A 22,811-nucleotide genomic window follows, 5' to 3' on the forward strand; every position below is an offset into this window, starting at 1 on the left:
CGGGCATGGCAAGATGCAGCCATCGCCAACATTTCAAGGAGAACAAGATGATCAAAGGACTGCGCACCGCCATCTATCCGGTGCCGGACATGGAGCGGGGCAAGGCCTGGTACAGCAGCGTGTTCGGCGCGGCGCCGTATTTCGACCAGCCCTTCTACGCGGGCTACGCCGTCGGCGGCTTCGAACTGGGCCTGGTGCCGGACGGCGTGCCCGGCACGGCGGGCAGCCGCGTGTACTGGGGCGTGGACAATATCGAGGCCGACGTGGCGCGCATCCTGGCGCTGGGCGCCACCGAGCACTCGGCCATCCAGGACGTGGGCGAAGGCATCAAGGTGGCCGAGCTGAACGATCCCTTCGGCAATATGCTGGGCCTGATCTACAACCCCGTCTTCAAGCTCGAGGACGTGCGCTAGGCAGGAGGGCGCCATCCATGATAATATACGTTTCATATACAAACCATATATGAAAGTATGCCTCATGGGTATCGTAAAAATTTCAGACCAGATGCATGAAAACCTGCGTGTGGCGAGCGGCGCGCTGAGCCGCTCCATCAACGCGCAGGCCGAGCACTGGCTGCGCATCGGCATGCTGGCCGAAACCAATCCCGACCTGCGCTACAGCGACATCTGCCAGATGCTGCTGCGCGCCGCGCAGGACGGCCCCTCGCTGGCCGACGCGGTCGCCACCACGCCGATTGCGCAGCGGAGGCACCATGCGTAAGAAGCGCGACGAAATCCTCATCAAGAGCCCGGAGCAGATCGCCCAGGCGCGCGTGGCCGCCCAGCTGGCCGCCGACGTGCTGACCATGATAGGCCCGCACGTGAAAGCCGGCGTCACCACCGAGTACCTGGACAAGATCTGCAACGACTACATCGTCAAAGTGCAGCAGGTGATCCCGGCCAATGTGGGCTACGGCGGCTTCCCGGCCACCGTCTGCACCTCGGTCAACGAAGTCATCTGCCACGGCATCCCCTCGCCCAAGCGCGTGCTGCGCGACGGCGACATCATCAACATCGACGTGGCGGTGATCAAGGACGGCTGGCACGGCGACACCAGCCGCATGTACTACGTGGGCCAGCCCTCCAAGCAGGCCGAGCGCCTGGTGGACGTGACCTACCAGTCCATGTGGGCCGGCATACGCGCGGTGAAACCGGGCGCCACCCTGGGCGACGTGGGCCACGCCATCCAGACGGTGGCCGAAGCGGCCGGCTTCAGCGTGGTGCGCGATTATTGCGGACACGGCATCGGCCTGGTGTACCACGAATCGATGGAAGTGCGGCACTACGGCAAGCCCGGCACCGGCATGGTGCTGCAGCCCGGCATGCTGTTCACCATCGAGCCGATGATCAACGCGGGCAAGCCGCAGTCGCGCGAAATGCCGGACGGCTGGACCGTGGTAACGGCGGACCGTTCGCTGTCCGCGCAGTGGGAGCACATGGTGGCGGTCACCGAGACCGGTTATGACGTGCTGACGCTGGCGCCTGGAGAGCAGGGCTAGCGGCGGCGCCCGGCGGGTTACGCGCCTGCGGCGCTAACCCGCCCTACGGAACGCGCAGGGCGCATACCATGCGTAACCCGGCGGGTTGCGGAACTCGCAAGCCCGGCGGGTTGCGGACTCGCAGGCGCAAGCCATGCGTAGGGCGGGTTAGCACGCAGTGCGTAACCCGCCGAGCTCCGCCATCAGCGCAGCGTGAGCTTGAGGGCCGGCTTTTCGCCGTAGTCTTCGTAGCGCTCGTTGATGCCGCCCACGCAGAAGGTGATTTCTTCCAGCAGGTCGGGCACGGCCGCTTTCATGGCGGCGGAATCCTTGATGACGATGTCGAGCACTTCGTTCGGCTTGAGGTGGAACTTGGTCATGCCGTCTTCGTCGCGCACATAGCTCAGGCAGTCGATCCAGGCGTCGATGGTATTGCCGTAGGTATCGGGAAAGCCAAAGGCGGCCTTGCATTCGGCGTGGAAGCTGTCGAAATCCTTGATCGCTGCGCCGTTCAGTTCTGCGGTAGCCATTATTTGTTTTCCTTCGGGTCGGTAACGAAACCCATCTTGCTCAGGCCGCGCGTCTGCGCGGCCGCCATCACTTGCGCCACGATTTCGTAGCGGGTGTCCTTGTCTGCGCGCAGCTGCAGTTCAGGCTGCACCTCCAGCCGCGCCGCTTCGGCCAGGCGCTGCTCGAGCACGGCCTGCGTGACCGCTTCATTGTTCCAGTACATCTTGCCCGCGCCGTCGATGGCCACCGTCACCGTGGCGGCCGGCTGCTGCGGCTGCGCCGCCTGCGCCTTGGGCAAGTCCAGCTTGACCGCGCTGGTGAAGGCCGGCGCGCCGAGGATGAAGATCACCAGCAGCACCAGCATCACGTCCACCATGGGCGTGACGTTGATGTCGGACATCGCTTCTTTCTGGCGGTGGTGGTTGAATGCGCCGAAGGCCATGCGGATTCCTCGATCAGCTCAACCGCGGGCGCGCTCGGCGCTGGTCAGGTAGGCGTGCAGGTCGTGCGCGAACGCGTCCAGTTCGGACAGCGTCAGGCGGTTCACGCGGTTGAATCCATTGTAGGCCAGCACCGCCGGGATCGCCACCATGAGGCCGATGCCGGTCATGATCAGCGCCTCGCCCACGGGGCCGGCGATCTTGTCGATCTGCACCGTGCCGTGGCTGGAAACGGCCGACAGCGCGTGGTAGATGCCCCATACGGTGCCCAGCAGGCCGACGAAGGGCGCCGTGGAGCCGATGGAGGCCAGCAGCGTGAGGCCGCTTTCCAGCTTGATGGTGGAGCGGTGGATGGCGCCGCGCAGCACGCGCGTCACCTGCTCCGCATGGTCCATGCCGCCCGCCAGCGTGCGCTTGCTGACCATATCCACCTGCGCCGCGCCCTGCTGCGCCAGCGGCAGGTAGACGCGCTCCGGATCGGCCGCATCCAGCAGGGCCACGCCGTCGCCCATGGTGGGCGCGTTCCAGAACGCCTCCACCGCGTCCGCGCTGCGCCGCACCCGCCACGAGGCAAAGGCCTTGGACAGGATGAAGTACCAGCTCACCAGCGACATCGCCAGCAGCACATAAGCCACCGCGTGGCTCAGCGCGTCGCCCTGCGCCCAATAGCGCCCCAGGCTGAAGTGGTTCTCCAGGTCGTCCATCGTCAGTTCAGCGACAGCACGTCATTCATGTCGAACAAGCCCACGGACTTGTCGGCCAGGAAGCGCGCGGCGCGCACCGAACCGTTGGCGTAGGACACGCGGCTGCTGGACTTGTGGCTGATCTCGATGCGCTCGCCGTCCGCCGCGAACAGCACGGTATGGTCGCCGATGATGTCGCCGCCGCGGACGGTGGCAAAACCGATCGAGGACGGATCGCGCGGACCGGTCACGCCTTCGCGGGCGTACACGGCGCAGTCCTTCAGGTCGCGGCCCAGGGCCTCGGCCACCACTTCGCCCATCTTCAGCGCTGTGCCGGACGGCGCGTCCACCTTGTGGCGGTGATGCGCTTCGATGATCTCGATGTCGTAGCCCATGTTCAGGTTCTTGGCGGCCAGCTGCAGCAGCTTGAGCGTGACGTTCACGCCCACGCTCATATTCGGCGCGAACACGATGGCGGTCTTCTTGGCCGCTTCGGCGATGGCGGCCTTGCCGGCCTCGTCGAAGCCGGTGGTGCCGATCACCATCTTGATGCCGTGCTCGGCGCAGTAGGCCAGGTGCTCCAGCGTGCCTTCGGGACGGGTGAAGTCAATCAGCACGTCCGCGCCGGCCAGGCCCTTGGCCAGGTCGGATACGATGGCCACGCCGGCCGGCTTGCCGGAGAAGGCGGCGGCGTCCTGGCCCAGGCTGGGCGAGTCCGCCCGGTCCAGCGCGCCGGACAGGCGCACTTCCGGCGTGCCCTGCACGGCTTCGATCAGCATGCGGCCCATGCGGCCGCTCGCGCCCACGATTGCAATGTTCAGTTCAGTCATCAATAGCCCTAACTTCTGTCCTTATTTCGATTCGATTTTCGGCGTTACCGGCACGGGTGCGCCGGCGCCGGAGTCGGTGCCGGCCGGCAGCGGCGCCGAGCTTGGCGACACGCCCTTGTTCTGGTCCTTCAACGCCTGCTTGGCGTTCTTGGCAGGGCCGGCGATCAGCGCGATGTATTCCTGTTCGGTGGGCAGGTTGCCGCCTTCGAAGCGGTCGACCTTGCCGTCCTTGAAATACACCACCACGGTGCTGTCTATGGTCTCGCCATTGCCGCGCGCCAGGCGGAAGGGGTAGTCCCAGCGGTCCGCGTGGAAGATGTCCTGCAGCAGCGGCGTGCCGAGGATGAAGCGCACCTGGTCGCGGGTCTGGCCCGGCTTGAGCTGCTGCAGCATTTCCTGGGAAATGAAGTTGCCCTGCTGAATGTCCGGACGGTAAGGCGAGAAGAACCACATGAACTTCTGCAGTTGCGAAATGCTGCGGACCTGGGCGCCTTTGCCGGCCACGACCGCGTTATCTTCGACTTTGAGGTCGGCCTTCTTCTCGCCCAGCGTGCTGAGCGAGGCGCAACCGGAAACGGACAGCGCGAGGCAAATCGCACCCGCCACGAGGGGCGTGCGGCGTTTCATACTGTGCAACAGGGACTGCGGTATAGCCTGGGTGATGCGCATAAATGACCTCAAATCGATTGAGCGGAAGTGCCAAAACACTATATGATAAAGCACATTGTCCCACACACGAGTAAGAAACATGAGCAACAACCCAACCGACCTGAAGGCAAGCGGCCTGAAAGCGACTTTACCGCGCCTGAAGATCCTCGACATTTTCCAGAATAGCCCGGTGCGCCACCTGACCGCGGAGGATGTTTACAAGATCCTGCTGGCCGATAATATGGATGTTGGCCTGGCAACGGTTTACCGTGTGCTGACCCAATTCGAGCAGGCCGGCCTGCTGAACCGCAACCATTTCGAGACCGGCAAGGCCATCTTCGAACTGAACGCCGGCTCGCACCACGACCACCTGGTGTGCCTGGACTGCGGCCGCGTGGAAGAATTTTTCGACGAGGAAATCGAGCACCGCCAGCAAAGCATCGCCGAAGCGCGCGGCTTCAAGATCGCCGAACACGCGCTGGCCATCTACGGCAACTGCGTCAAGACCGAGTGCCCGCACAAGCAATAAAATTTGGCGGGTTACGGCGTGCCGCCTAACCCGCCCTACGCAATCCCAAGCTGCCCGTAGGGCGGGTTAGCGCGCAGCGCGTAACCCGCCAATCAATGGTTGCTCAGCGCATTCGAGAGCAATTTGGCGGTAATATCCACGATCGGTATCACGCGTTCATACGCCATGCGCGTCGGCCCGATCACGCCCAGGGTGCCGACGATCTTGCCGTTGGCCTCGTAAGGCGCAGTCACCACGCTCATCTCATCCATCGGCACCAGGTTGGACTCGCCGCCGATGTAAATCTGCACGCCGGAAGCCTTGCTGGACACGTCCAGCAGCTGCATCAGCCCGGTTTTCTGCTCGAACATGTCGAACATCTGGCGCAGCGAACTCATGTTCGAGGACAGGTCGCTCACCGACAGCAGGTTGCGCTCGCCGGAAATGACCATGTCGTCGGTGCTGCCGGCCATGGCCTCGCTGCCGGCCTCCACCGCCGCCTGCATCAGGCGCCCCATATCGGTCTGCAGCTGGCGCAGCTCGCCCTGCATGCGGCCGCGCACGTCCTCCAGCGCCAGGCCGCTGTAGTGCTGGTTGATGTAGTTGGCCGACTGCACCAGCTGGGCCGGCGTGTAGTCCACGTCGGTGAGCAGCATGCGGTTCTGCACGTCGCCCGCCGGGCTGACGATGACCAGCAGGATGCGCTTTTCCGACAGGCGCAGGAATTCAATCTGCTGGAACACCGACTCGTGGCGCGGCGCCATCACCACCCCGGCAAACTGGGACAGCGATGACAGCATCTGCGCCGCGTTGGCGATCAGTTTTTGCGGCTGCTGGCTGGGCAGGCGCATGCGCGCCTCCACCGAGCTTTCGTCGATATGCTGCACGGTCAGCAGCGTGTCGACGAAGATGCGGTAGCCGCGCGGCGTGGGGATGCGCCCGGCCGAGGTATGCGGACTGGACACATAGCCCAGCTCCTCCAGGTCCGCCATGATGTTGCGGATGGTGGCCGGCGACAGGTCCAGCCCTGAAATTTTCGACAGCGCGCGCGAGCCTACCGGCTGGCCGTCGGCGATGTAACGCTCCACGAGCGCTTTGAGCAGGGTTTGGGCACGGATATCGAGTTGCATGGTCTTATTATGCACGCAGACGCGCGCAGGCAGGGCATCAATATGCCAGCTGGTTTTCCAGCCAGTCCAGAAGTTCGTCAAATGTGGCGCAGATGGCGTCCGGCGCGATGCCGGCGGCCAGGTGGGCGTCGCTGCCGCTGCGGTTCATCCACACCGCGCGCAGGCCGGCGCGCTGCGCCCCTTCCACGTCCAGTTTCAAATCGTCGCCCACGTAAACCGCCTCGGCCGGGGCCACATTCAGCGCCGCGCAGGCGGCCAGGAAAATGTCCGGGGCCGGCTTGGCGCGGCCGAAATGCGCGGCCGCCAGCGACACCTTGAAATGGTGTGCCATGCCGACCACTTCAAGGTCCGCGTTGCCGTTGGTGATGGTGCCCAGCACCAGGCGCTGCTTCAGCTTGAGCAGGCCGGGCAGCACGTCGTCGTACAGCTTGACGGCGTTGCGCGCGGCCGAGAAGTGGCGCATGGCGCCGTCCAGGTGGCGCTCGTCCTCGCCCAGCTCGGCAAACGCGGCCTGCAGGCCGGCGCGGCGCAGGCTGGCCAGGTCCACGTGCAGCTCGGGGCGGGAGGCCAGCAGCGCCATGCGGCGCGCGCGCAGCTCCTCGATGGAGAATTGCTGCGCCACGCGCGGAGCGTGCTCGGCCAGCCAGGCGTGCAGCGTCACTTCGGCCTGGGCGATCACGGGCGCGATCGGCCACAAGGTATCGTCCAGATCGAACAGAATGGCTTTCAGGGGCGGGCGGGCTGTCATGCCGATATTGTCGCACGGCTGCGGCGGCTGGGGGAGCATGTTAAATTAATGGATTGTCCACACGGAGCGCCCCTTGTCCAAACTGTCCGCCCCCTTCTCATTGGCGCCCCTGGCCTTGCTGGCCGCCTGCGCCGGCCCCCTGGTCCAGCGCCCGGACAAGGCCCCGCAGGCCCTGCCGGACGGCTTTGCCGCCTATGTGCTGATGGGCGACGGCGGCGCCGTGGCGCGCGTGGTGCTGGACGCGCCCGCCTGCCCCGCTCTCGTGGTGGACGGCGCCAGCCGCCCCATGGCGCTGCGCGCCGCGCCCGCCACGCTGCCGCTGCGCGCCAACTCGGCCAAAGAGGACGCCCAGCCCTCGGCCTTCCCGCTGCGCGTGTGCGAGGCGGCGCTGCCGCCCGGCGCCGCCACCGCCAGCGTCACCAGCGGGGGCGCACCCGCGCCGGCCTACTCCGTGTCCCTGCCGCTGCCGCGCGACCAGCCGCGCCGCATCGTCGTCATCGGCGACACCGGCTGCCGCCTGAAGAAAAGCGGCAATGAATACCAGGACTGCAACGACCCGCAAGCCTATCCCTTCGCCGCCGTGGCCGCCGCCGCCGCCGCGTGGAAGCCCGACCTGGTGGTGCACGTGGGCGACTACCACTACCGCGAATCGCCCTGCCCTGCCAGCCAGGCCGGCTGCGCCGGCAGCCCGCACGGCTACGGCTGGGACACCTGGCGCGAGGACTTCTTCCGCCCCGGCGCGGCGCTGCTGGCCGCCGCGCCCTGGGTGGTGGCGCGCGGCAACCACGAAAGCTGCGAGCGCGCCGGCCAGGGCTGGTGGCGTTTGCTGGACCCGCGTCCCCTGCAAAGCGGCCGCGACTGCGTCGACCCGGCGCGCGACAACGCCGGCGACGCGCCCGGCAACTACAGCGATCCCTACGCCGTGCCCCTGGGCGGCGGCGCGCAGCTGCTGGTGGCCGACACCGCCGCCACCACCTGGAAGGGCCTGAAGCCGGGCGACGCCGGCTACGAACAGTACCGCGCCACCTACCGCCGCCTGGACGCGCTGTCGCGGCAGGCGCCGTGGAACCTGGCCGTGACCCACCACCCCATCCTGGGCGTGGGCGCCGAACTCAAGCCGGACGGCCAGCTCGACTGGCACCTGGGCGACGCCGGCCTGCAGCAAAGCTTCGGCTCGCTCAATCCCCTGCTGCTGCCCGAGCGCGTGCAGGTGCTGCTGTCGGGCCATGTGCACCTGTGGCAGCAGCTCAGCTTTTCCAGCCCGCATCCCAGCCAGTTCGTGGCCGGCTTCTCCGGCACGGCCGAGGACATGGCGCCGCTGCCGGCCCGGCTGCCGGCCGGCGTCAGCCCGGCGCCGGGCGCCGTGGCCGAGCAATTCAGCAGCTGGATAGGCGGCTTCGGCTTCATGGCCATGGAGCGCGGCGGCCCCGGCGAGTGGACCGTTACCGTGCACGACCGGCACGGCGCAATAAAAAACCGCTGCCAGATCAGCGGCAAGCGCTCCGTGTGCAGCGTGACGCAAGTACAATAGCCGGTTTCGCCATGCCAAAGTCACAAGCTGTTACAAGTTGCCGCTGGCGGATGCACTAAAATAGGCGCCGCATGCGCCTTACGCATCCGCCGCCGCAAGGCCCGGCCTTCCTTACCTTAGTACTTATTTAGTATCTGGAGAGTTTTATGAATAGTTTGACCTCGCGTTGCGGCGCAGCCTTGGTGTTGGCCAGTGCACTGGCCGCTTGCGGCGGCAGCGACAGCGGCAGCCTGCCAGTCAGCGGCAGCATCCTCGGCCTGAACCGTGCCGGCCTGATCCTGAGCAATGGCGGCAAGCAGCTGGTCATCGACGGCACGCCGAGCAACTTCGCCTTCCCCGACCTGCTGGCCCCGGACACGCCGTTTGAAGTGAAGGTCGACAAGAGCCCGGTGGGCCAGGTCTGCACCCCGAGCAGCAACAAGAACAAGATCAACTACTACACCTACAGCACCACGGTGATCAGCTGCACCACCGACCCGTATCCGCTGGGCGGCTCGATCAGCGGCCTGACCGGCAGCGGCCTGGTGCTGGCCAACGGCGACGCCACCGTGGCCCCGCTGCCCGGCACCACCGATTTCACCTTCGTTGCCCAGGTAGCGAACGGCGCGCCCTACGGCGTCAGCGTGCTCAAGCAGCCAACCGGCCAGACTTGCACCGTCGCCAACGGCAACGGCATCATGCCGATCGGCGCCAAACACGACGTCGCCGTCACCTGCAAATAAGCCTGGAGCATAAAATGAAAGTATTTCCTGTACGCACTACCGCCGCGGCGGCCCTGCTGCTGGCCTTGAGCGCCTGCGGCGGCAAGGCGTCGTTCGACGTGACCGGCGTGTTCGTCACCAGCCAAGGCGTGCCGCAACCGGTGGCCAACAGCGGCCTGGTGCTGCAAAACGGCAGCGACACCCTGACGATCCCGGTGGGCGCCACCACGTTCAAGTTCAACAACAGCATTTCCTACGGCACCGAGTACGACATCAAGGTGCTGACCCCGCCCGCCAATATGGATTGCAGCGTGGTCAACGGCGCCGGCTCGGCAGGCCGCACCGCCACCATCTCGGCCAGCGTGATCTGCACCCAGAAGACCTACACCATAGGCGGCACCATCACGGCCGGCAGCATCCTGAACGACACCGTGGTCACGCTGACCAACGGCAGCACGGGCGGCACCGTGGTGCTGACCAAGGACAGCCTCAACTTCACCTTCCCGGCAGCCATCCCGACCGGCCAGCCCTACGGCGTAACGGTGCTTGATATCTCTCCCAAGCCGGAAACCATCCGCTGCACGGTCACCAACGGCAGCGACCTGATGGGCACGGCTCCGCGCGCCAACATCGTGCTGACCTGCGTGCCGAAGTAAGGCGTCATTCAGGAGGAGAATAACTGGTATCGCCAAAATAAATTGGCGATATATTCTGCGGCGCAGCATAATGCACCTGTCTCCTCCATTTCTTCCCAAAGAATTGGATTTAGCCCGCTCCCTGAGCGGGCTTTTTTTTGCCCGCAAAAAACAATGCCAAAACCCCAAAAAGGGGTGGGGACTTGGGGCTTAGGCGGGCTTGAGGAGGTTGGCCAGGGCGACGTACTGCTCCAGCGCGACGGTTTCCGGGCGCACCGTGGGGTCGATGCCGGCTTCCTTGATCTGCTCTTCGGTGAACATGCCGGACAGGCAGTTGCGGATCACCTTGCGGCGCTGCGAGAAGGCTTTCTGCACCACCGCTTCCAGCGTCTCGCGGTCGCAGGCCAGCGGATGGGCCACCGGGATCATGCGCACGATGGCGGACTCCACCTTCGGCGGCGGGTCGAACGCTTCCGGCGGCACCACGAACAGCAGGTCCATCTGGTAGCGCCACTGCAGCATCACCGACAGGCGGCCGTAGACCTTGCTGCCGGGCTCGGCCACCATGCGCTCCACCACTTCCTTTTGCAGCATGAAATGCTGGTCCTGCACCTGCGGCGCGAAGTCCGCCAGGTGGAACAGCAGCGGGCTGGAGATGTTGTACGGCAGGTTGCCGACCACGCGCAGCTTCTGCCCTTCCGGCACCGGGATGCTGCCGAAGTCGAACTTGAGCGCGTCGCCGGAGTGGATGGTCAGCTTCTCGCGCGGGTATTTCTTTTCCAGCCGCGCCACCAGGTCGCGGTCCAGCTCCACCACGTGCATATGCGGCAGGGAGCGCAGCAGCTGGTCCGTCATGGCGGCCAGGCCGGGGCCGATTTCCACCATGGCGTCTCCGGCGCGCGGATTGATCGATTCGGTGATGCTGGACAGGACGTTGTCGTCGTGCAGGAAGTTTTGGCCGAAGCGTTTGCGTGCGATGTGTTTCATGTTTTTCTTTTCAGTGATTAGGCGCGGACGCCGCTGTTGGGCAAGCCGGCTTGCACCGCGTCCGCCATGCGGCGCGCGGTGGCGATGGCCTCCTCCATGCTGCCGCAGTCGGCGCGGCCCAGGCCTTGCGCGGCCAGGTCGAGCGCGGTGCCGTGGTCGACCGAGGTGCGTATCAGCGGCAGGCCGAGCGTGATGTTGACGCCGCGCCCGAAGGTGGCGTACTTGAGCACCGGCAAGCCCTGGTCGTGGTACATGGCCAGCACGCAGTCGGCGTGCTGCAGGTATTTGGGCTGGAACAGGGTGTCGGCCGGATAGGGGCCGGTGGCGGCGATGCCGCGCGCCTGCGCCGCCGCGATGGCCGGGGCCACCACGTCGAGGTCTTCGCGCCCCAGGTAGCCGTTCTCGCCCGCGTGCGGGTTCAGGCCGGCCACCAGGATGCGCGGCGCGGCGATGCCGAACTTGGTCTTCAGGTCGTGCGCGATGATGTCCAGCGTGGCGCCCAGGCCTTCCACCGTGAGCGCGCCGGCCACGTCCTTCAGCGGCAGATGGGTGGTGGCCAGGGCCACGCGCAGCGGCGGCGGAGCCGGCGGCGCGGCCTCGCCGGCGGGCGGCATCGCCTGCAGCGGCTGGCCGGCCAGCAGCATCACCACTTGCGCGGCGCCGGTCTTGCCGGCGAAGTATTCGGTGTGGCCGGAGAAGGGCACGCCGGCGTCGTTGATGGTGCTCTTTTGCAGCGGGGCGGTGGCCACCGCTTCGAACCAGCCGGCGGCGACGCCTTCGATGGCGGCGTCCAGCGTGGCCAGCACGGCGCGGCCGTTTTCCTTGTCCAGCGTGCCGGGCGCCACGTGGGCCGCCAGCGGCACGTCGATCACGCTGATGGCGCCGGGGCCGAAGTGCGGCAGGCCGCCGTTGCGCACCGCCTGCAGCGACAGGGCGGACAGGCGGATGGCGGGGTCGATGTAGCTGGCCGTCATGGCCAGGAAGGCGGCGTCGCCCAGCAGCACGCAATTGACTTCGTTGCGCATGGCCCAGGCGGCGCGGATGGAGATTTCCGGGCCGATGCCGGCCGGCTCGCCTACCGTGACGGCAATGGCGGGCCGGGTTCCCGATGGGCGCACCCGCGGGCGCCAGGATTGCAGAGTGGCGCTCATCGAGTCTGCCCCTTTCTTATTTCAGGTCGTCGCCGCGGTACTCGACGTAGGCGCGGTCGCGCACCTGGCGCTGCCAGTCTTCCGCCGCTTCCTCGGTCTTGCGTTCGCGGATGGCGTTGCGGGCTGCGGTGCGCTGCTTCTCTTTCGACAGGTCGTCGGTCTTGCGCTCCAGGACTTCGATCAGGTGGTAGCCGAAGCTGGTTTCCACCGGCGTGCTCACTTCGCCTATCTTCAGGCCGTTCATGGCCGCTTCGAATTCCGGCAGCGTGTCGCCCGGCATCAGCCAGCCCAGGTCGCCGCCCTTGGCGGCCGAGGTGTCGTTCGACTGCAGGCGCGCCAGGTCTTCAAACTTGGCGGCCTTGTTGTCCAGGCGTTCCTTCAGGTCTTCCAGCTTGCGCTTGGCGTCGGCCGCGCTGGTGGTGGGCGTGACCTTGATCAGGATGTGGCGCGCGCGCGTCTGCGTGACGGCGGCCGCGGCCTGCGCTTCGGCCATGCTGCGCTTTTCGGTCAGCTTCAGGATGTGGAAGGCGCCCACGCTTTTCATCACCGGCGTAACCTGGCCCGGCTTCAGCTTTTCCAGCGCTTCGGCGAACAGCGGCGGCAGGCGGTCGGCGCTGCGCCAGCCCACTTCGCCGCCCTTGAGCGCGTCGCCGGCGTCGGAGTAGGTGGCGGCCATCTTGGCGAAATCGGCGCCGGTGCGCAGCTGGCGCATCACTTCGTCGGCGCGCGCTTTCTTCTGCGCGATCACTTCCGGCGAGGCGTTTTCCGGGATGCGTATCATGATCTGCGAGATGTTCATCTCGAACTGCTCGGCCGCCATGGCCGCTTCGGCGGCCAGCTGGGCGTCCACTTCGGCGTCCGAGATCTGCACCTTGTTGTCCACCTCATGCTCGCGCAGGCGCTGCATGATGATCTCTTCGCGGATCTCCTCGCGGAAGGCGGCGAAGGTGATGCCTTCTTTTTCCATCTGGTTGCGCATGTCCTGCACGGTCAGCTTCTGCTGCTCGGCGATGCGGGCGATGGCGCGGTCGAGCTGGTTGTCGTCCACCCGCACGCCCATCTCCTTGGCCAGTTGCAGCTGGGCGCGTTCGACGATCATGCGCTCCAGGATCTGGCGCTGCAGGTCGGCGTCGCCGGGCAGCTGCACGTTCTGCGCCTTCATGCGCTGCACCACGGTCTTCACGCGCTCGGTCAGTTCGCGGCGGGTGATGACGTCTTCGTTGACGACCACGGCGATCGAGTCGATCGGCGTGTTGCTGGTCTGGCCTACCGGGACCGGCGGCGTGAAACCTTTCGGCTTGGCGTCCTGCGCCAGGGCTTGGCCGCCGGCGGTGATGGCGCACAGCAGCAGGGCTGCGATCTTGAGTTGGTGCATACGGGCATTACGCATAGATGTGACGCTCATGAGTCAGTGGTGATGGATAACGCCGGGTTAGCGGCGGACATTCTCGTTCAGGCGCTGGTAGCCGGGGATGCTGTTGCGCAGCGCCTCCAGCGGATTGCCGACGCCGAACTTGGACAAACCGTCCAGCTCAAGCTGGAAGAAGATGGGGGTGGACGCTTCCTTGGCGGTGGTCACGAAGCGCTGCGCGCCCATGCGGAACACCCAGCAGTCGCCCTTGTATTCCAGGCCCAGCAGGCCTTCCAGGATCTTCTTGTCCTCCAGGGAGTAGCTGATGCGGCCGACGCCGAACCAGCGCGACGACAGCGGCCACTGGCTCGACAGGTCGACGTTCTTGAACACGGTCTTGTTGCTGACCGTGTCGCGCAGGTAGCGGTAGCCCAGGTTCAGCACCTTCTTCGCGCCCGGGATCCAGCGCACCGCGTGGTTGGAACTGACCACGCGGCTGTCGGCCGGATTGTACTGCAGCGCGCTGTCGAGCACCCAGCTTTCCGAGATCACGCCGCTGGCCGCCAGCAGGATGTCGGACTTGGCGTCGCGCGTGGGCGTGCTCGCGTCCAGCTGCACACGCTGGTCGCTGAAGTAGAAGCGCTGGCCGAAGGCCAGGCGCAATCGCTCGGCGCCGCTCGCTTCCAGGAAGCGCGACACCACGGCCGCCGTGATCTGGTTGGCGTCGCCCACCCGGTCCGAGCCGACGAAGCGGTTCTCGTTGAAGATCTGCGAGAAGTTGAAGGTGGCCGCCGCCGTGTCGAAGTTGGGGAATTCCTTCTGGTCGCGGTACGGCGTCTTCACGTAGAACAGGCGCGGCTCCAGCGTCTGCGTGGCCTCGCGGCCGAACAGCTTGGTGTCGCGTTCGAACACCAGGCCCGAATCGAGCGACATGGTGGGCACGGCGCGCGTGAGGGACTTGCTGTCGCTGCCGTCGTGCGCGTCGAGCTGGTAGGCCGCCGCGTTGAGCATCAGCTTGGGCGTGATGAAGTAGCTGGCGCCGATGATGGGGTAGCTCACCTGCGGCAGCGCCACCAGGCGGTTGCCGCGCGTCAGGGTCGGGTGCCAGAAGCTGGTCAGTTCGCTGTTCAGCTGCCAGTCGAAGCCGGCCACGTCGTAGCGCGCCGCCTGGAAGTTGATCGCCGGCAGGCGGTCGTAGGGGCGCGACACGAACAGCGCGGGATCGGTCTCGGCGGCCGGATCCTGCAGCACCTGGTATTTCTGCACCCGCGCCGACAAGCTCCAGTACTCGCCGCGGTAGTCGGTGCGCAGCTCGCGCAGCAGCTGGCGCTCGGCCGAGCCGGACACGGTCTTGGAGAAGTCGCTCGGGTAGTTGTTGTCCGATGCGGCGCGCACGTTCCAGCCGTAGGTCCAGTCCTTGGCGATGGCCTGCGTGTGGTTGGACGTGATCATCCAGCGGTCGGCATTGGCCAGCTTGTCGTTCGGCAGATACTCGATGAAGGTGTCGCCGGCGTAGCTGCCCGCGTCGGTTTCGCCGATGTAGCGCGCGTGCGCGCCGAGCTGGATGCCGCGCTGGGCGATCAGGCGCGGGAACAGCGTCAGGTCGCGGTTGGGAGCGATATTGAAGTAGTACGGCACCGTCAGTTCGGCGCGGCCCTTGGAGCCGAAGCCCGGGATCGGCGGCAGCCAGCCGGAGCGGCGCGCGCCCGACAGCGAGAACGACATGGCCGGGGTGCCGATGATGGGCACGTTCTTGAAGTAGACGATGGTCTTGCCGGCCACGCCCACGTCGCGCCCGGAGTCCAGGTTCAGCGTGCTCGATTTCAGATACCAGTCCGGATCCGGTCCCTGGCAGGTGCTGTAGGTGCCGTCGATGACCAGCGCCTCGTCCTCGCCCAGGAAGTTGATGCGCCGCGCCTTGCCCTGCGCCGCGTTCAGCTCCAGCTTGTAGGTCGGGTTGAGCATATAGCCCTTGCCCGATTCCAGGTTCAGTTTCAGCTCGTCGCCGGTGTAGTAGTCGCCGTAGCGCCAGATCTTCACGCCGCCGCGCGCCTCGACCTCGTCCTCGACCTGGCGGAAGCAGGCCGTGTCGGCCGTCACGCGGGTCTTGTCGCGCACGATCTCGACGTCGCGCGCCAGATTCAGTTCCCGGTCCGGGCGGCCATCGAATTCCTCGGCACGGATAATGGTCGGCGCGTCCGGGTCGGCCACGTGCGTGCGTTTGGGGGCGGTCTGGGCGTAGCCGGGCACCGCTGTGGCGGTAACGAGGGCCGTGAGCGCGAACGCCCAGCTGTGGGGGCTAGGAGGGACTGAGAACCGGCTCATGAAATGAAGGGGCGAAACACCATTGACAGGCGATTTTTTAACTTTAATCCCTTATTATATGGGAATTGTTCACACCAACCGGATTCCACAGGCTGTTTCATGTCTTTATTGTCTAATTCACCATCCAACGGCGCCCAAGACGGCGCCGACACCCGCCTGATCCTGTTGAAAGATTGGCTCGCTTCCCTCAACCTGGTCGACCCGGCGTCCGCGCGCCCCGCTTCGGCCGACGCCAGCTTCCGCCGCTATTTCCGCGTCGACGTGCTGCCCGCGCACCAGCAGGCCCACGGCGCCACCCTGATCGTGATGGACGCGCCGCCCGAACGCGAGAACGTGCCGGCCTTCGTCAAGGTTGACGCGCTGTTCGCCGCCGCCGGCGTGTCCGTGCCCGCCATCGTGGCGCAGGACGTCGAGCGCGGCTTCCTGCTGCTGCAGGACCTGGGCGTGAGCACCTATCTGCAGGTGCTGGACCCGGACAACGCCTCCACCATGTACGCCGAGGCGCTGGAAGCGCTGGTGCAGATCCAGAAGGCCAGCCAGCCCGGCGTGCTGCCCGAATTCGACCGCGCCTTCATGCTGCGCGAGATGAACCTGTTCCCGGAATGGTACATCGGCAAACACCTGGGCGCCGTGCTGACCGAAGCCCAGGCGGCCGAGCTGCAGAAGGTGTTCGACGCCATCATCGCCAACTGCCTGGCGCAGCAGCAGGTCTATATGCACCGCGATTTCCACTCCCGTAACCTGATGTGGATGGACGAGAAAAACCCCGGCATCCTGGACTTCCAGGACGCCGTCTACGGCCCCATCACCTACGACGTGGCCTCGCTGCTGCGCGACGCCTACATTTCGTGGGACGAGGAGCTGGTGCTGGACTGGGCCATCCGCTACTGGCAGCACGCCAAGGCCGAAGGCCTGCCGGTGAACAAGGACATCGACTCCTTCTACAAGGACTTCGAATACATGGCGCTGCAGCGCCACCTGAAAATCCTCGGCATCTTCTGCCGCCTGAACTACCGCGACGGCAAGCCGATGTACCTGGGCGACCTGCCCACCGTGCTGGATTACGTGCGCAAGACGGCGGGCCGCTACAAGGACCTCAAGCCGCTGGTGCGCCTGCTGGACGCGCTGGAAAACAAGCAGCCCCAAGTCGGCTACACCTTCTGAGGGCGGCGCCATGAAAGCTATGATCTTCGCCGCCGGACGCGGCGAGCGCATGCGCCCGCTCACCGACGCATGCCCCAAGCCGCTGCTGAAGGTGCGCGGCCGGCCGCTGATCGTGTGGCACATCCTGAACCTGGTGCGCGGCGGGATCACGGACATCGTGATCAACCACGCCCACCTGGGCCACATGATAGAGGACGCGCTGGGCGACGGCGGCCAGTTCGGCGCGCAGATCCGCTATTCGCCCGAGCCGGCGGACTCGCCGCTGGAAACGGCGGGCGGCATTGCGCAGGCGCGCCACCTGCTGGGCGAGGAACCCTTCCTGGCCATCTCGGGCGACATCTACTGCCCCTACTTCGACTTCGAGCAGGTCACGGACGTGCTGCACGATAAGGACATGTGGGGCAACCCCTATCCCAAGGACAAGCGCGACGTGGCCTGGGTGTGGCTGACCAAGAACCCGTGGCACAACCCCAAGGGCGACTTCGCGCTGAATATGTACTCGGTGGCCAACGAGGGCGACACGCTGTGGAACTTCGGCAACATCGGCGTGTACCGTCCCGAGATGTTCGACGGCATAGCGCCCGGCCAGCACGCGGGCCTGGGCAAGCTGATACGCAAGTACGCGGACCTGGGCCAGGTGGGCGGCGAGCTGTATGAAGGCGACTGGGTCAACGTCGGCACGGTGGACCAGCTCAATGAACTGAACGGCGTAAAGGCCGCGCCATGAACACCCATGCCCTGCGCCGCAAGCGCCTGCTGGCGCTGATGGAGCCGGGCAGCGTGGCCGTGCTGGCCACCGCGCCCGAAGTGCCGCGCAACAGCGACAGCGACTATCCCTACCGTCACGACAGCCACTTCTACTACCTGACCGGCTTCACCGAGCCGGAGGCGGTGCTGGTGCTGGTGGCGCCGCGCCACGACGAAGCGCCGCAAGCGCTGCTGTTCTGCCGCGAGAAAAACGCCGAGCGCGAAATCTGGGAAGGCTACCGCCACGGCCCGGACGCGGCGCGCGAGGCCTTCGGCTTCGACGCCGCCTTCCCCGTCGCCGCGCTGGACGCCGAAATGGCGCGCCTGCTGGCCAATGTGCCTACCCTGTACGCGCCGCAAGGCCGCGCTGCGCAGCACGCGCAGCTGGAAACCCAGATCAAGCGCTGGGTGGACGCCGTGCGCGGCCAGTCGCGCAGCGGCGTGACGGCGCCGGAAACGCACCACAACCTGCTGCCGCTGATAGACGAAATGCGGCTGATCAAGGACGAGAGCGAGCAGGCCACCATGCTGCGCGCGGCCACCATTTCCGGCCAGGCCCACGCGCGCGCCATGCGCGCATCGCGGCCCGGCATGCATGAATACGAAATCGAAGCGGAGCTGCTGTACGAGTTCCGCCGCAACGGCGCGCAGGCGCCCGCCTACAACTCCATCGTCGCCAGCGGCGCCAACGCCTGCGTGCTGCACTACAACGCCAACAACGCGCAGACGCGCGACGGCGACCTGGTGCTGATCGACGCCGGCTGCGAGCTTGACGGCTACGCCTCCGACATCACGCGCACCTATCCGGTGAACGGCCGCTTCAGCGCACCGCAGCGCGCGCTGTACGAACTGGTGCTGGCGGCGCAGGACGCGGCGCTGCAGGCGATCCGTCCCGGCCAGCCCTACCAGTCGGTGCACGACGCCGCCGTGCGGGTGCTGGTGCAAGGCATGCTGGACCTGGGCCTGCTGGACAAGTCCGGCTATCCCACGCTGGACGCGGCCATCGCCGGCAAGGACTACACGCGCTTCTACATGCACGGCACCGGCCACTGGCTGGGCATGGACGTGCACGACGTGGGCCTGTACCGCGACGTGCGCACCACCGGCACCCCATCGCGCCCGCTGCATGCGGGCATGGTGCTGACGGTGGAGCCGGGCATCTATGTGCGCCCTGCGCCGGACGTGCCGGAGCAGTACTGGAACATTGGCATCCGCATCGAGGACGACGTGCTGGTGACCAACGACGGCTACACCATCCTGAGCGCCGCCGCGCCCAAGACCGTGGACGAGATAGAACAACTGATGCAGCAGCCATGAGCCATATCGAAAACGGCGCGCCCGGCTACGACATCGCCATCTGCGGCGCAGGCCCGGCCGGCATGGCGCTGGCGGCGCTGCTGGCGAAACGCGGCGTGGCGCCGCAGCGCATTGCGCTGGTCGACGCGCGCACCCTGCAGCAAGCCGGCAACGACCCGCGCTCGCTGGCCCTGTCCTACGGCAGCCGCCAGATCCTGGAAGACATCGGCTGCTGGCCCGTGCCCGCCACCGCCATCCACCAGATCCACGTCTCGCGCCGCGGCCAGTTCGGCCGCAGCATGATAGACCGCGGGGAGCACAAGCTGGAAGCGCTGGGCTATGTGAGCCGCTACGGCGCGCTGGTGACGGAACTGGGCGCGGCCTGCGAACGCGCAGGCATCGCCGCGCTGCGTCCCGCGCTGGTGACGGGTATGGAAGAACAGCCCGGCCACGTCGCCATCGCCATCGAGGAAGACGGCCAGCCGCGCACGCTGACGGCCTCCATCGTGGTGCAGGCCGAGGGCGGCCTGTTCGGCGAGCAGCAAGCCAAGGCCCGGCAGCGCGACTACGGCCAGACCGCCATCATCGCGCAGGTGCGCAGCAGCGCGCCGGTGGCGCACCGCGCTTACGAACGGTTTACCGAACAAGGCCCGCTGGCGCTGCTGCCGCAGGATGGGGAATATTCGCTGGTGTGGTGCGTGCGTCCGGACAGCGCTCAGGCGCTGCTTGCGCTGGACGATGCGGCCTTCCTGGAGCAGCTGGGAACAGCCTTCGGCACGCGCGTGGGCAGCTTCACCCACACCTCGCGCCGCGTGGCGTTTCCGCTCGGGCTCAATGCCGGCAAGGCCGGCGGCGATGGCAGGCTGCGCATGGCCGCCATCGGCAACGCGGCGCAGACTTTGCATCCGGTAGCGGGCCAGGGCCTGAACCTCGGCCTGCGCGACGCCGCCGTGCTGGCGCGCCTGCTGGCGCAAGGCGCCACGCCGGCCATGCTGGCGCAGTACGAAGCGCAGCGCAGCGCCGACCGCAGCCTGACCGTGCACTTGACCGACACCATGGCGCGCGTGTTCGCCAACGACTCGCCGGCGCAAGCGCTGCTGGGCGCCTCGCTCGCCGCCATCGACCTGTTCGGCCCCGCGCGCGGCATGCTGGCCGAACTGATGATGTTCGGCCGCCGCTAACCTGCCCACAGCACAGCCATGCCAGCCCATACCGCCGCCCACACTACCCGCAGGCACGCGGCATGGCGCACTGTATCGGCCGCCGCTTGCGCGCTGGCCATCGCGGCGGGACTGGCGCCCGGCGCGGCGCAGGCCAAAGACGTGATGACCTGGGTGATGCCCGACTTCCCGCCCGCAGCCATTCCGGTCAACGGCAAACCCGGCAACGGCGTCGCCGACCAGGCCGTCAACTTCATCACCGCCCGCTGGCCCGAAGCCGAGCACCGCTACATCTACGCCAACGCCAGGCGCACCTGGGAAATCCTTGAACGCGGCGAAGCGGTCTGCTTTCCCGCCGCGCTGCGCACGCCGGAGCGCGAGCGCATCGCCTACTTCAGCAACACCAACCTCTTGCCGCCGCCGGTGCTCATCGTGCGCGGCGCCTCGCTGCCCTCGGTGCCGCTGAACAGCGCCGGCGAAGCCGACCTGGCCGCCCTGCTGGAACGCGCCAAGCTGCACGGCATCGTGGTCGACAAGCGCAGCTACGGCGCCGCAGCCGATGGCGCCATTGCGCGCCGGCCCAGGCATTCCAGCTTGCAGATCATTCCGGTCAGCAGCTACGGCGGCAACATCCTCAGGATGATCGCCGCCAAGCGCGCCGACTACACGCTGGACTACGACTTCGCGCTGGCCTACGAAATGTCGCGCGCACCGGAACTGGCAACGCTCAAAACCGTGGCGGTGGCTGGCGGCAGCGCTCCGGTCACCGTCGGCGTGGCCTGTCCGCGCACGCCCTGGGGCCGGGCCGCAATACGGAGGATAGACCGCCTGCTCGGCACACGCGAAGGGGCAGCCGCGCTGATGCAGGCGCAGACCCGCTGGCAAACGGAAGCCAGCCGCCAGCGCCACGCTGCCGCGCTGGCGGAGTTCACCCGCCAGCGCGGCAAACCCAGCCCCGCTTCGGACTACGAATGAAAGAACAGCCGGCTTACTCGACTGCCTTCACCATATCCTCAATCACCTTCTTCGCATCGCCGAACACCATCATGGTATTGGCCTGGTAGAACAGGTCATTGTCCAGGCCCGCATAGCCGGATGCCATGGAACGCTTGTTGACGATGATGCTCTTGGCCTTGTAGGCCTCCAGGATGGGCATGCCCGCGATAGGCGATTTCGGATCTTTCGCGGCCGGGTTCACCACGTCGTTCGCGCCCAGCACCAGCACCACGTCGGTCTGGCCGAATTCGCCGTTGATGTCCTCCATCTCGAACACCTGGTCGTACGGCACCTCGGCTTCGGCCAGCAGCACGTTCATGTGGCCCGGCATGCGGCCCGCCACCGGATGGATGGCGTACTTCACGGTCACGCCCTTGTGCGTGAGCTTTTCCACCAGCTCTTTCAGCGAGTGCTGCGCGCGCGCCACCGCCAGGCCGTAGCCCGGAACGATGATCACGGTTTCCGCATTGGCCATGATGAAGGCCGCATCGTCCGCCGAACCGGATTTCACCGGACGCGCAGGCTGCGAGCCGCCGCCCGACGAAGCCGCCGCCGCGTCGCCGCCGAAGCCGCCCAGGATCACGTTGAAGAAGGAGCGGTTCATGGCCTTGCACATGATGTAGGACAGGATGGCGCCGCTCGAACCCACCAGCGAACCGGCAATGATCAGCATGGAGTTGTTCAGCGAGAAGCCGATGCCGGCAGCGGCCCAGCCGGAGTAGGAGTTCAGCATCGACACCACCACCGGCATGTCCGCGCCGCCGATGGGGATGATGATGAGCACACCCAGCACGAAGGCGATGGCGGTCATGATAATGAACGGCGTCCACGCCGGCTCCACGCCGCCCGCGAACACGAAGGCCAGGCCCAGGCCCACCATGACGATGGCCAGCACCAGGTTCAGCATGTGCTGGCCGGCGAACACCACCGGCGCGCCCTGGAACAGGCGGAACTTGTATTTGCCCGCCAGCTTGCCGAAAGCGATCACCGAACCGGAGAAGGTGATGGCGCCCACGAAGGTGCCGATGAACAGTTCGATGCGGTTACCGACCGGCAGCGCCTGGCCCGCCTGGGCGATGTTGAAGGCGTGCGGCTCGGACACGGCGGCCACCGCGATGCACACTGCGGCCAGGCCGATCAGCGAGTGCATGGCCGCCACCAGTTCCGGCATCTTGGTCATCTCGACCGTCTTGGCGAGATAGGCGCCGATGCCGCCGCCCACCACCACGCCCAACGCCACCAGGCCCAGGCCCAGGCCGTTGCCCGCGCCGGCGCTGGCCGCTTCGGCCCGCAGTTTGAGGATCAGCGCCACCGTGGTGACGGCTGCGATGGCCATGCCGGTCATGCCGAAGGCATTGCCCCGGCGCGCGTTGGCCGGCGACGACAAGCCCTTGAGCGCCTGGATGAAGCACACCGAGGCGATCAAATACATCATCGTGACAAGATTCAGGCTGATGAAGCTCATGCTTTGTCTCCCGCCGCAGGTTTGGCCTTGGGCTCTTTTTTCTTGAACATCTCCAGCATGCGCTGGGTGACCAGGAATCCGCCGAACACATTGACTGCGGCCAGCGCGACGGCGATGGTGCCGGCAACCTGGCCGGTCAGGCCTTCGGTCAGGCCCGCCGCCAGCATGGCGCCGACGATGATGATGGCCGATACCGCATTGGTCACCGCCATCAGCGGCGTATGCAGCGCGGGCGTGACGCCCCAGACCACGTGGTAGCCGACGTAGATCGCCAGCACGAAGATAATGAGATTGGTGATGGTGTGGCTAACTTCCATTTTTATTCTCC

25 protein-coding genes are annotated in these 22,811 nt (G+C 66.5%); 12 read left to right on the forward strand and 13 right to left on the reverse strand.

Going from position 1 to position 22,811, the window contains the following annotated elements; genetic code table 11:
• Window positions 1-47 precede the first annotated feature (47 nt).
• The 3 genes from KT882_RS29665 to map all read left to right on the forward strand — a co-directional run bounded on the left by KT882_RS29665 (window position 48) and on the right by map (window position 1,498).
• Entirely contained in the window at window positions 48-413 is a 366-nt protein-coding gene (locus KT882_RS29665) for a VOC family protein (RefSeq protein WP_228894003.1), read from the forward strand.
• A 64-nt stretch (window positions 414-477) separates the two neighbouring features.
• On the forward strand, window positions 478-720 hold the full coding sequence (locus KT882_RS29670; protein WP_161070975.1) for a ParD-like family protein: 243 nt from the start codon (window positions 478-480) through the stop codon (window positions 718-720).
• Window positions 713-1,498, forward strand: coding sequence for a type I methionyl aminopeptidase (map, locus tag KT882_RS29675; RefSeq protein WP_161070976.1), 786 nt, complete (start codon window positions 713-715; stop codon window positions 1,496-1,498). Before KT882_RS29670 ends, map begins: the two co-directional genes overlap by 8 nt.
• A 182-nt stretch (window positions 1,499-1,680) precedes the next feature.
• On the opposite strand, the gene KT882_RS29680 is transcribed toward map, so the two are convergent.
• From KT882_RS29680 to KT882_RS29700, 5 genes are read right to left on the reverse strand one after another with little or no spacing between them, the layout of a single operon-like run.
• Complete coding sequence (locus KT882_RS29680) at window positions 1,681-2,007, reverse strand: barstar family protein (RefSeq protein ID WP_161070977.1); 327 nt, start codon at window positions 2,005-2,007, stop codon at window positions 1,681-1,683.
• Window positions 2,007-2,429, reverse strand: a complete 423-nt coding sequence (locus KT882_RS29685) for an ExbD/TolR family protein (RefSeq protein ID WP_161070978.1) — start codon at window positions 2,427-2,429, stop codon at window positions 2,007-2,009. Before KT882_RS29685 ends, KT882_RS29680 begins: the two co-directional genes overlap by 1 nt.
• 18 nt (window positions 2,430-2,447) lie before the next feature.
• Window positions 2,448-3,131: a MotA/TolQ/ExbB proton channel family protein gene (locus KT882_RS29690; RefSeq protein WP_161070979.1), complete on the reverse strand. Its 684-nt coding sequence runs from the start codon at window positions 3,129-3,131 to the stop codon at window positions 2,448-2,450.
• A 2-nt stretch (window positions 3,132-3,133) separates the two neighbouring features.
• Window positions 3,134-3,940 carry a 4-hydroxy-tetrahydrodipicolinate reductase gene (dapB, locus tag KT882_RS29695; RefSeq protein ID WP_161070980.1) on the reverse strand — a complete coding sequence of 269 codons (807 nt, stop codon included), beginning with the start codon at window positions 3,938-3,940 and terminating at the stop codon, window positions 3,134-3,136.
• Window positions 3,941-3,961: 21 nt separating this feature from the next.
• Entirely contained in the window at window positions 3,962-4,567 is a 606-nt protein-coding gene (locus KT882_RS29700) for an outer membrane protein assembly factor BamE (protein WP_228896803.1), read from the reverse strand.
• A gap of 121 nt (window positions 4,568-4,688) precedes the next feature.
• Here KT882_RS29700 and fur point away from each other — a divergent pair, with 121 nt between their 5' ends.
• The gene (fur, locus tag KT882_RS29705) at window positions 4,689-5,117 is read left to right on the forward strand and encodes a ferric iron uptake transcriptional regulator (protein ID WP_161070982.1); all 429 of its coding nucleotides are present in this window, start codon (window positions 4,689-4,691) and stop codon (window positions 5,115-5,117) included.
• A 92-nt stretch (window positions 5,118-5,209) separates the two neighbouring features.
• On the opposite strand, the gene hrcA is transcribed toward fur, so the two are convergent.
• A complete protein-coding gene (gene hrcA / locus KT882_RS29710; protein ID WP_161070983.1) occupies window positions 5,210-6,226 on the reverse strand; it encodes a heat-inducible transcriptional repressor HrcA in 1,017 nt (338 codons plus the stop codon).
• Window positions 6,227-6,263: 37 nt separating this feature from the next.
• Window positions 6,264-6,974, reverse strand: a complete 711-nt coding sequence (locus KT882_RS29715; RefSeq protein ID WP_161070984.1) for an HAD family hydrolase — start codon at window positions 6,972-6,974, stop codon at window positions 6,264-6,266.
• 73 nt (window positions 6,975-7,047) lie between these two features.
• On the opposite strand from KT882_RS29715, the gene KT882_RS29720 reads away from it, so the two are divergent.
• The 3 genes from KT882_RS29720 to KT882_RS29730 all read left to right on the forward strand — a co-directional run bounded on the left by KT882_RS29720 (window position 7,048) and on the right by KT882_RS29730 (window position 9,862).
• Window positions 7,048-8,505, forward strand: a complete 1,458-nt coding sequence (locus KT882_RS29720) for a metallophosphoesterase family protein (RefSeq protein WP_228894004.1) — start codon at window positions 7,048-7,050, stop codon at window positions 8,503-8,505.
• A 146-nt stretch (window positions 8,506-8,651) separates the two neighbouring features.
• Window positions 8,652-9,227, forward strand: coding sequence for a hypothetical protein (locus KT882_RS29725; protein WP_161070985.1), 576 nt, complete (start codon window positions 8,652-8,654; stop codon window positions 9,225-9,227).
• Window positions 9,228-9,241: 14 nt separating this feature from the next.
• Window positions 9,242-9,862 carry a hypothetical protein gene (locus tag KT882_RS29730; RefSeq protein ID WP_161070986.1) on the forward strand — a complete coding sequence of 207 codons (621 nt, stop codon included), beginning with the start codon at window positions 9,242-9,244 and terminating at the stop codon, window positions 9,860-9,862.
• A gap of 189 nt (window positions 9,863-10,051) precedes the next feature.
• Here KT882_RS29730 and rsmA read toward each other — a convergent pair whose 3' ends face one another.
• The 4 genes from rsmA to KT882_RS29750 are packed head-to-tail and all read right to left on the reverse strand — an operon-like array spanning window position 10,052 to window position 15,655.
• Window positions 10,052-10,828 carry a 16S rRNA (adenine(1518)-N(6)/adenine(1519)-N(6))-dimethyltransferase RsmA gene (rsmA, locus tag KT882_RS29735; protein WP_161070987.1) on the reverse strand — a complete coding sequence of 259 codons (777 nt, stop codon included), beginning with the start codon at window positions 10,826-10,828 and terminating at the stop codon, window positions 10,052-10,054.
• A gap of 17 nt (window positions 10,829-10,845) precedes the next feature.
• Window positions 10,846-11,979: a 4-hydroxythreonine-4-phosphate dehydrogenase PdxA gene (gene pdxA, locus KT882_RS29740; protein WP_161070988.1), complete on the reverse strand. Its 1,134-nt coding sequence runs from the start codon at window positions 11,977-11,979 to the stop codon at window positions 10,846-10,848.
• Between the two features lie 16 nt (window positions 11,980-11,995).
• On the reverse strand, window positions 11,996-13,354 hold the full coding sequence (locus KT882_RS29745) for a peptidylprolyl isomerase (RefSeq protein ID WP_161070989.1): 1,359 nt from the start codon (window positions 13,352-13,354) through the stop codon (window positions 11,996-11,998).
• A gap of 57 nt (window positions 13,355-13,411) precedes the next feature.
• Window positions 13,412-15,655, reverse strand: a complete 2,244-nt coding sequence (locus tag KT882_RS29750) for an LPS-assembly protein LptD (RefSeq protein WP_161070990.1) — start codon at window positions 15,653-15,655, stop codon at window positions 13,412-13,414.
• Between the two features lie 99 nt (window positions 15,656-15,754).
• Here KT882_RS29750 and KT882_RS29755 point away from each other — a divergent pair, with 99 nt between their 5' ends.
• The 5 genes from KT882_RS29755 to KT882_RS29775 are packed head-to-tail and all read left to right on the forward strand — an operon-like array spanning window position 15,755 to window position 20,997.
• A complete protein-coding gene (locus KT882_RS29755) occupies window positions 15,755-16,819 on the forward strand; it encodes an aminoglycoside phosphotransferase family protein (RefSeq protein WP_228894005.1) in 1,065 nt (354 codons plus the stop codon).
• Window positions 16,820-16,829: 10 nt separating this feature from the next.
• Window positions 16,830-17,546, forward strand: a complete 717-nt coding sequence (gene murU / locus KT882_RS29760; protein ID WP_161070992.1) for an N-acetylmuramate alpha-1-phosphate uridylyltransferase MurU — start codon at window positions 16,830-16,832, stop codon at window positions 17,544-17,546.
• Window positions 17,543-18,883, forward strand: a complete 1,341-nt coding sequence (gene pepP / locus KT882_RS29765) for a Xaa-Pro aminopeptidase (RefSeq protein ID WP_161070993.1) — start codon at window positions 17,543-17,545, stop codon at window positions 18,881-18,883. Before murU ends, pepP begins: the two co-directional genes overlap by 4 nt.
• A complete protein-coding gene (locus KT882_RS29770) occupies window positions 18,880-20,043 on the forward strand; it encodes a UbiH/UbiF/VisC/COQ6 family ubiquinone biosynthesis hydroxylase (RefSeq protein ID WP_161070994.1) in 1,164 nt (387 codons plus the stop codon). The genes pepP and KT882_RS29770 overlap by 4 nt, the downstream gene beginning before the upstream one ends.
• 18 nt (window positions 20,044-20,061) lie before the next feature.
• Window positions 20,062-20,997: a TIGR02285 family protein gene (locus KT882_RS29775; protein WP_228894006.1), complete on the forward strand. Its 936-nt coding sequence runs from the start codon at window positions 20,062-20,064 to the stop codon at window positions 20,995-20,997.
• Window positions 20,998-21,010: 13 nt separating this feature from the next.
• On the opposite strand, the gene KT882_RS29780 is transcribed toward KT882_RS29775, so the two are convergent.
• Together KT882_RS29780 and KT882_RS29785 are read right to left on the reverse strand one after the other, a co-directional pair.
• Window positions 21,011-22,483: an NAD(P)(+) transhydrogenase (Re/Si-specific) subunit beta gene (locus KT882_RS29780; protein WP_228894007.1), complete on the reverse strand. Its 1,473-nt coding sequence runs from the start codon at window positions 22,481-22,483 to the stop codon at window positions 21,011-21,013.
• Window positions 22,480-22,800, reverse strand: a complete 321-nt coding sequence (locus KT882_RS29785; protein ID WP_161070997.1) for an NAD(P) transhydrogenase subunit alpha — start codon at window positions 22,798-22,800, stop codon at window positions 22,480-22,482. Before KT882_RS29785 ends, KT882_RS29780 begins: the two co-directional genes overlap by 4 nt.
• Window positions 22,801-22,811 lie beyond the last annotated feature (11 nt).

Source organism: Pseudoduganella aquatica (assembly GCF_020865585.1).
GTDB lineage: Bacteria > Pseudomonadota > Gammaproteobacteria > Burkholderiales > Burkholderiaceae_D > Rugamonas > Rugamonas aquatica_A.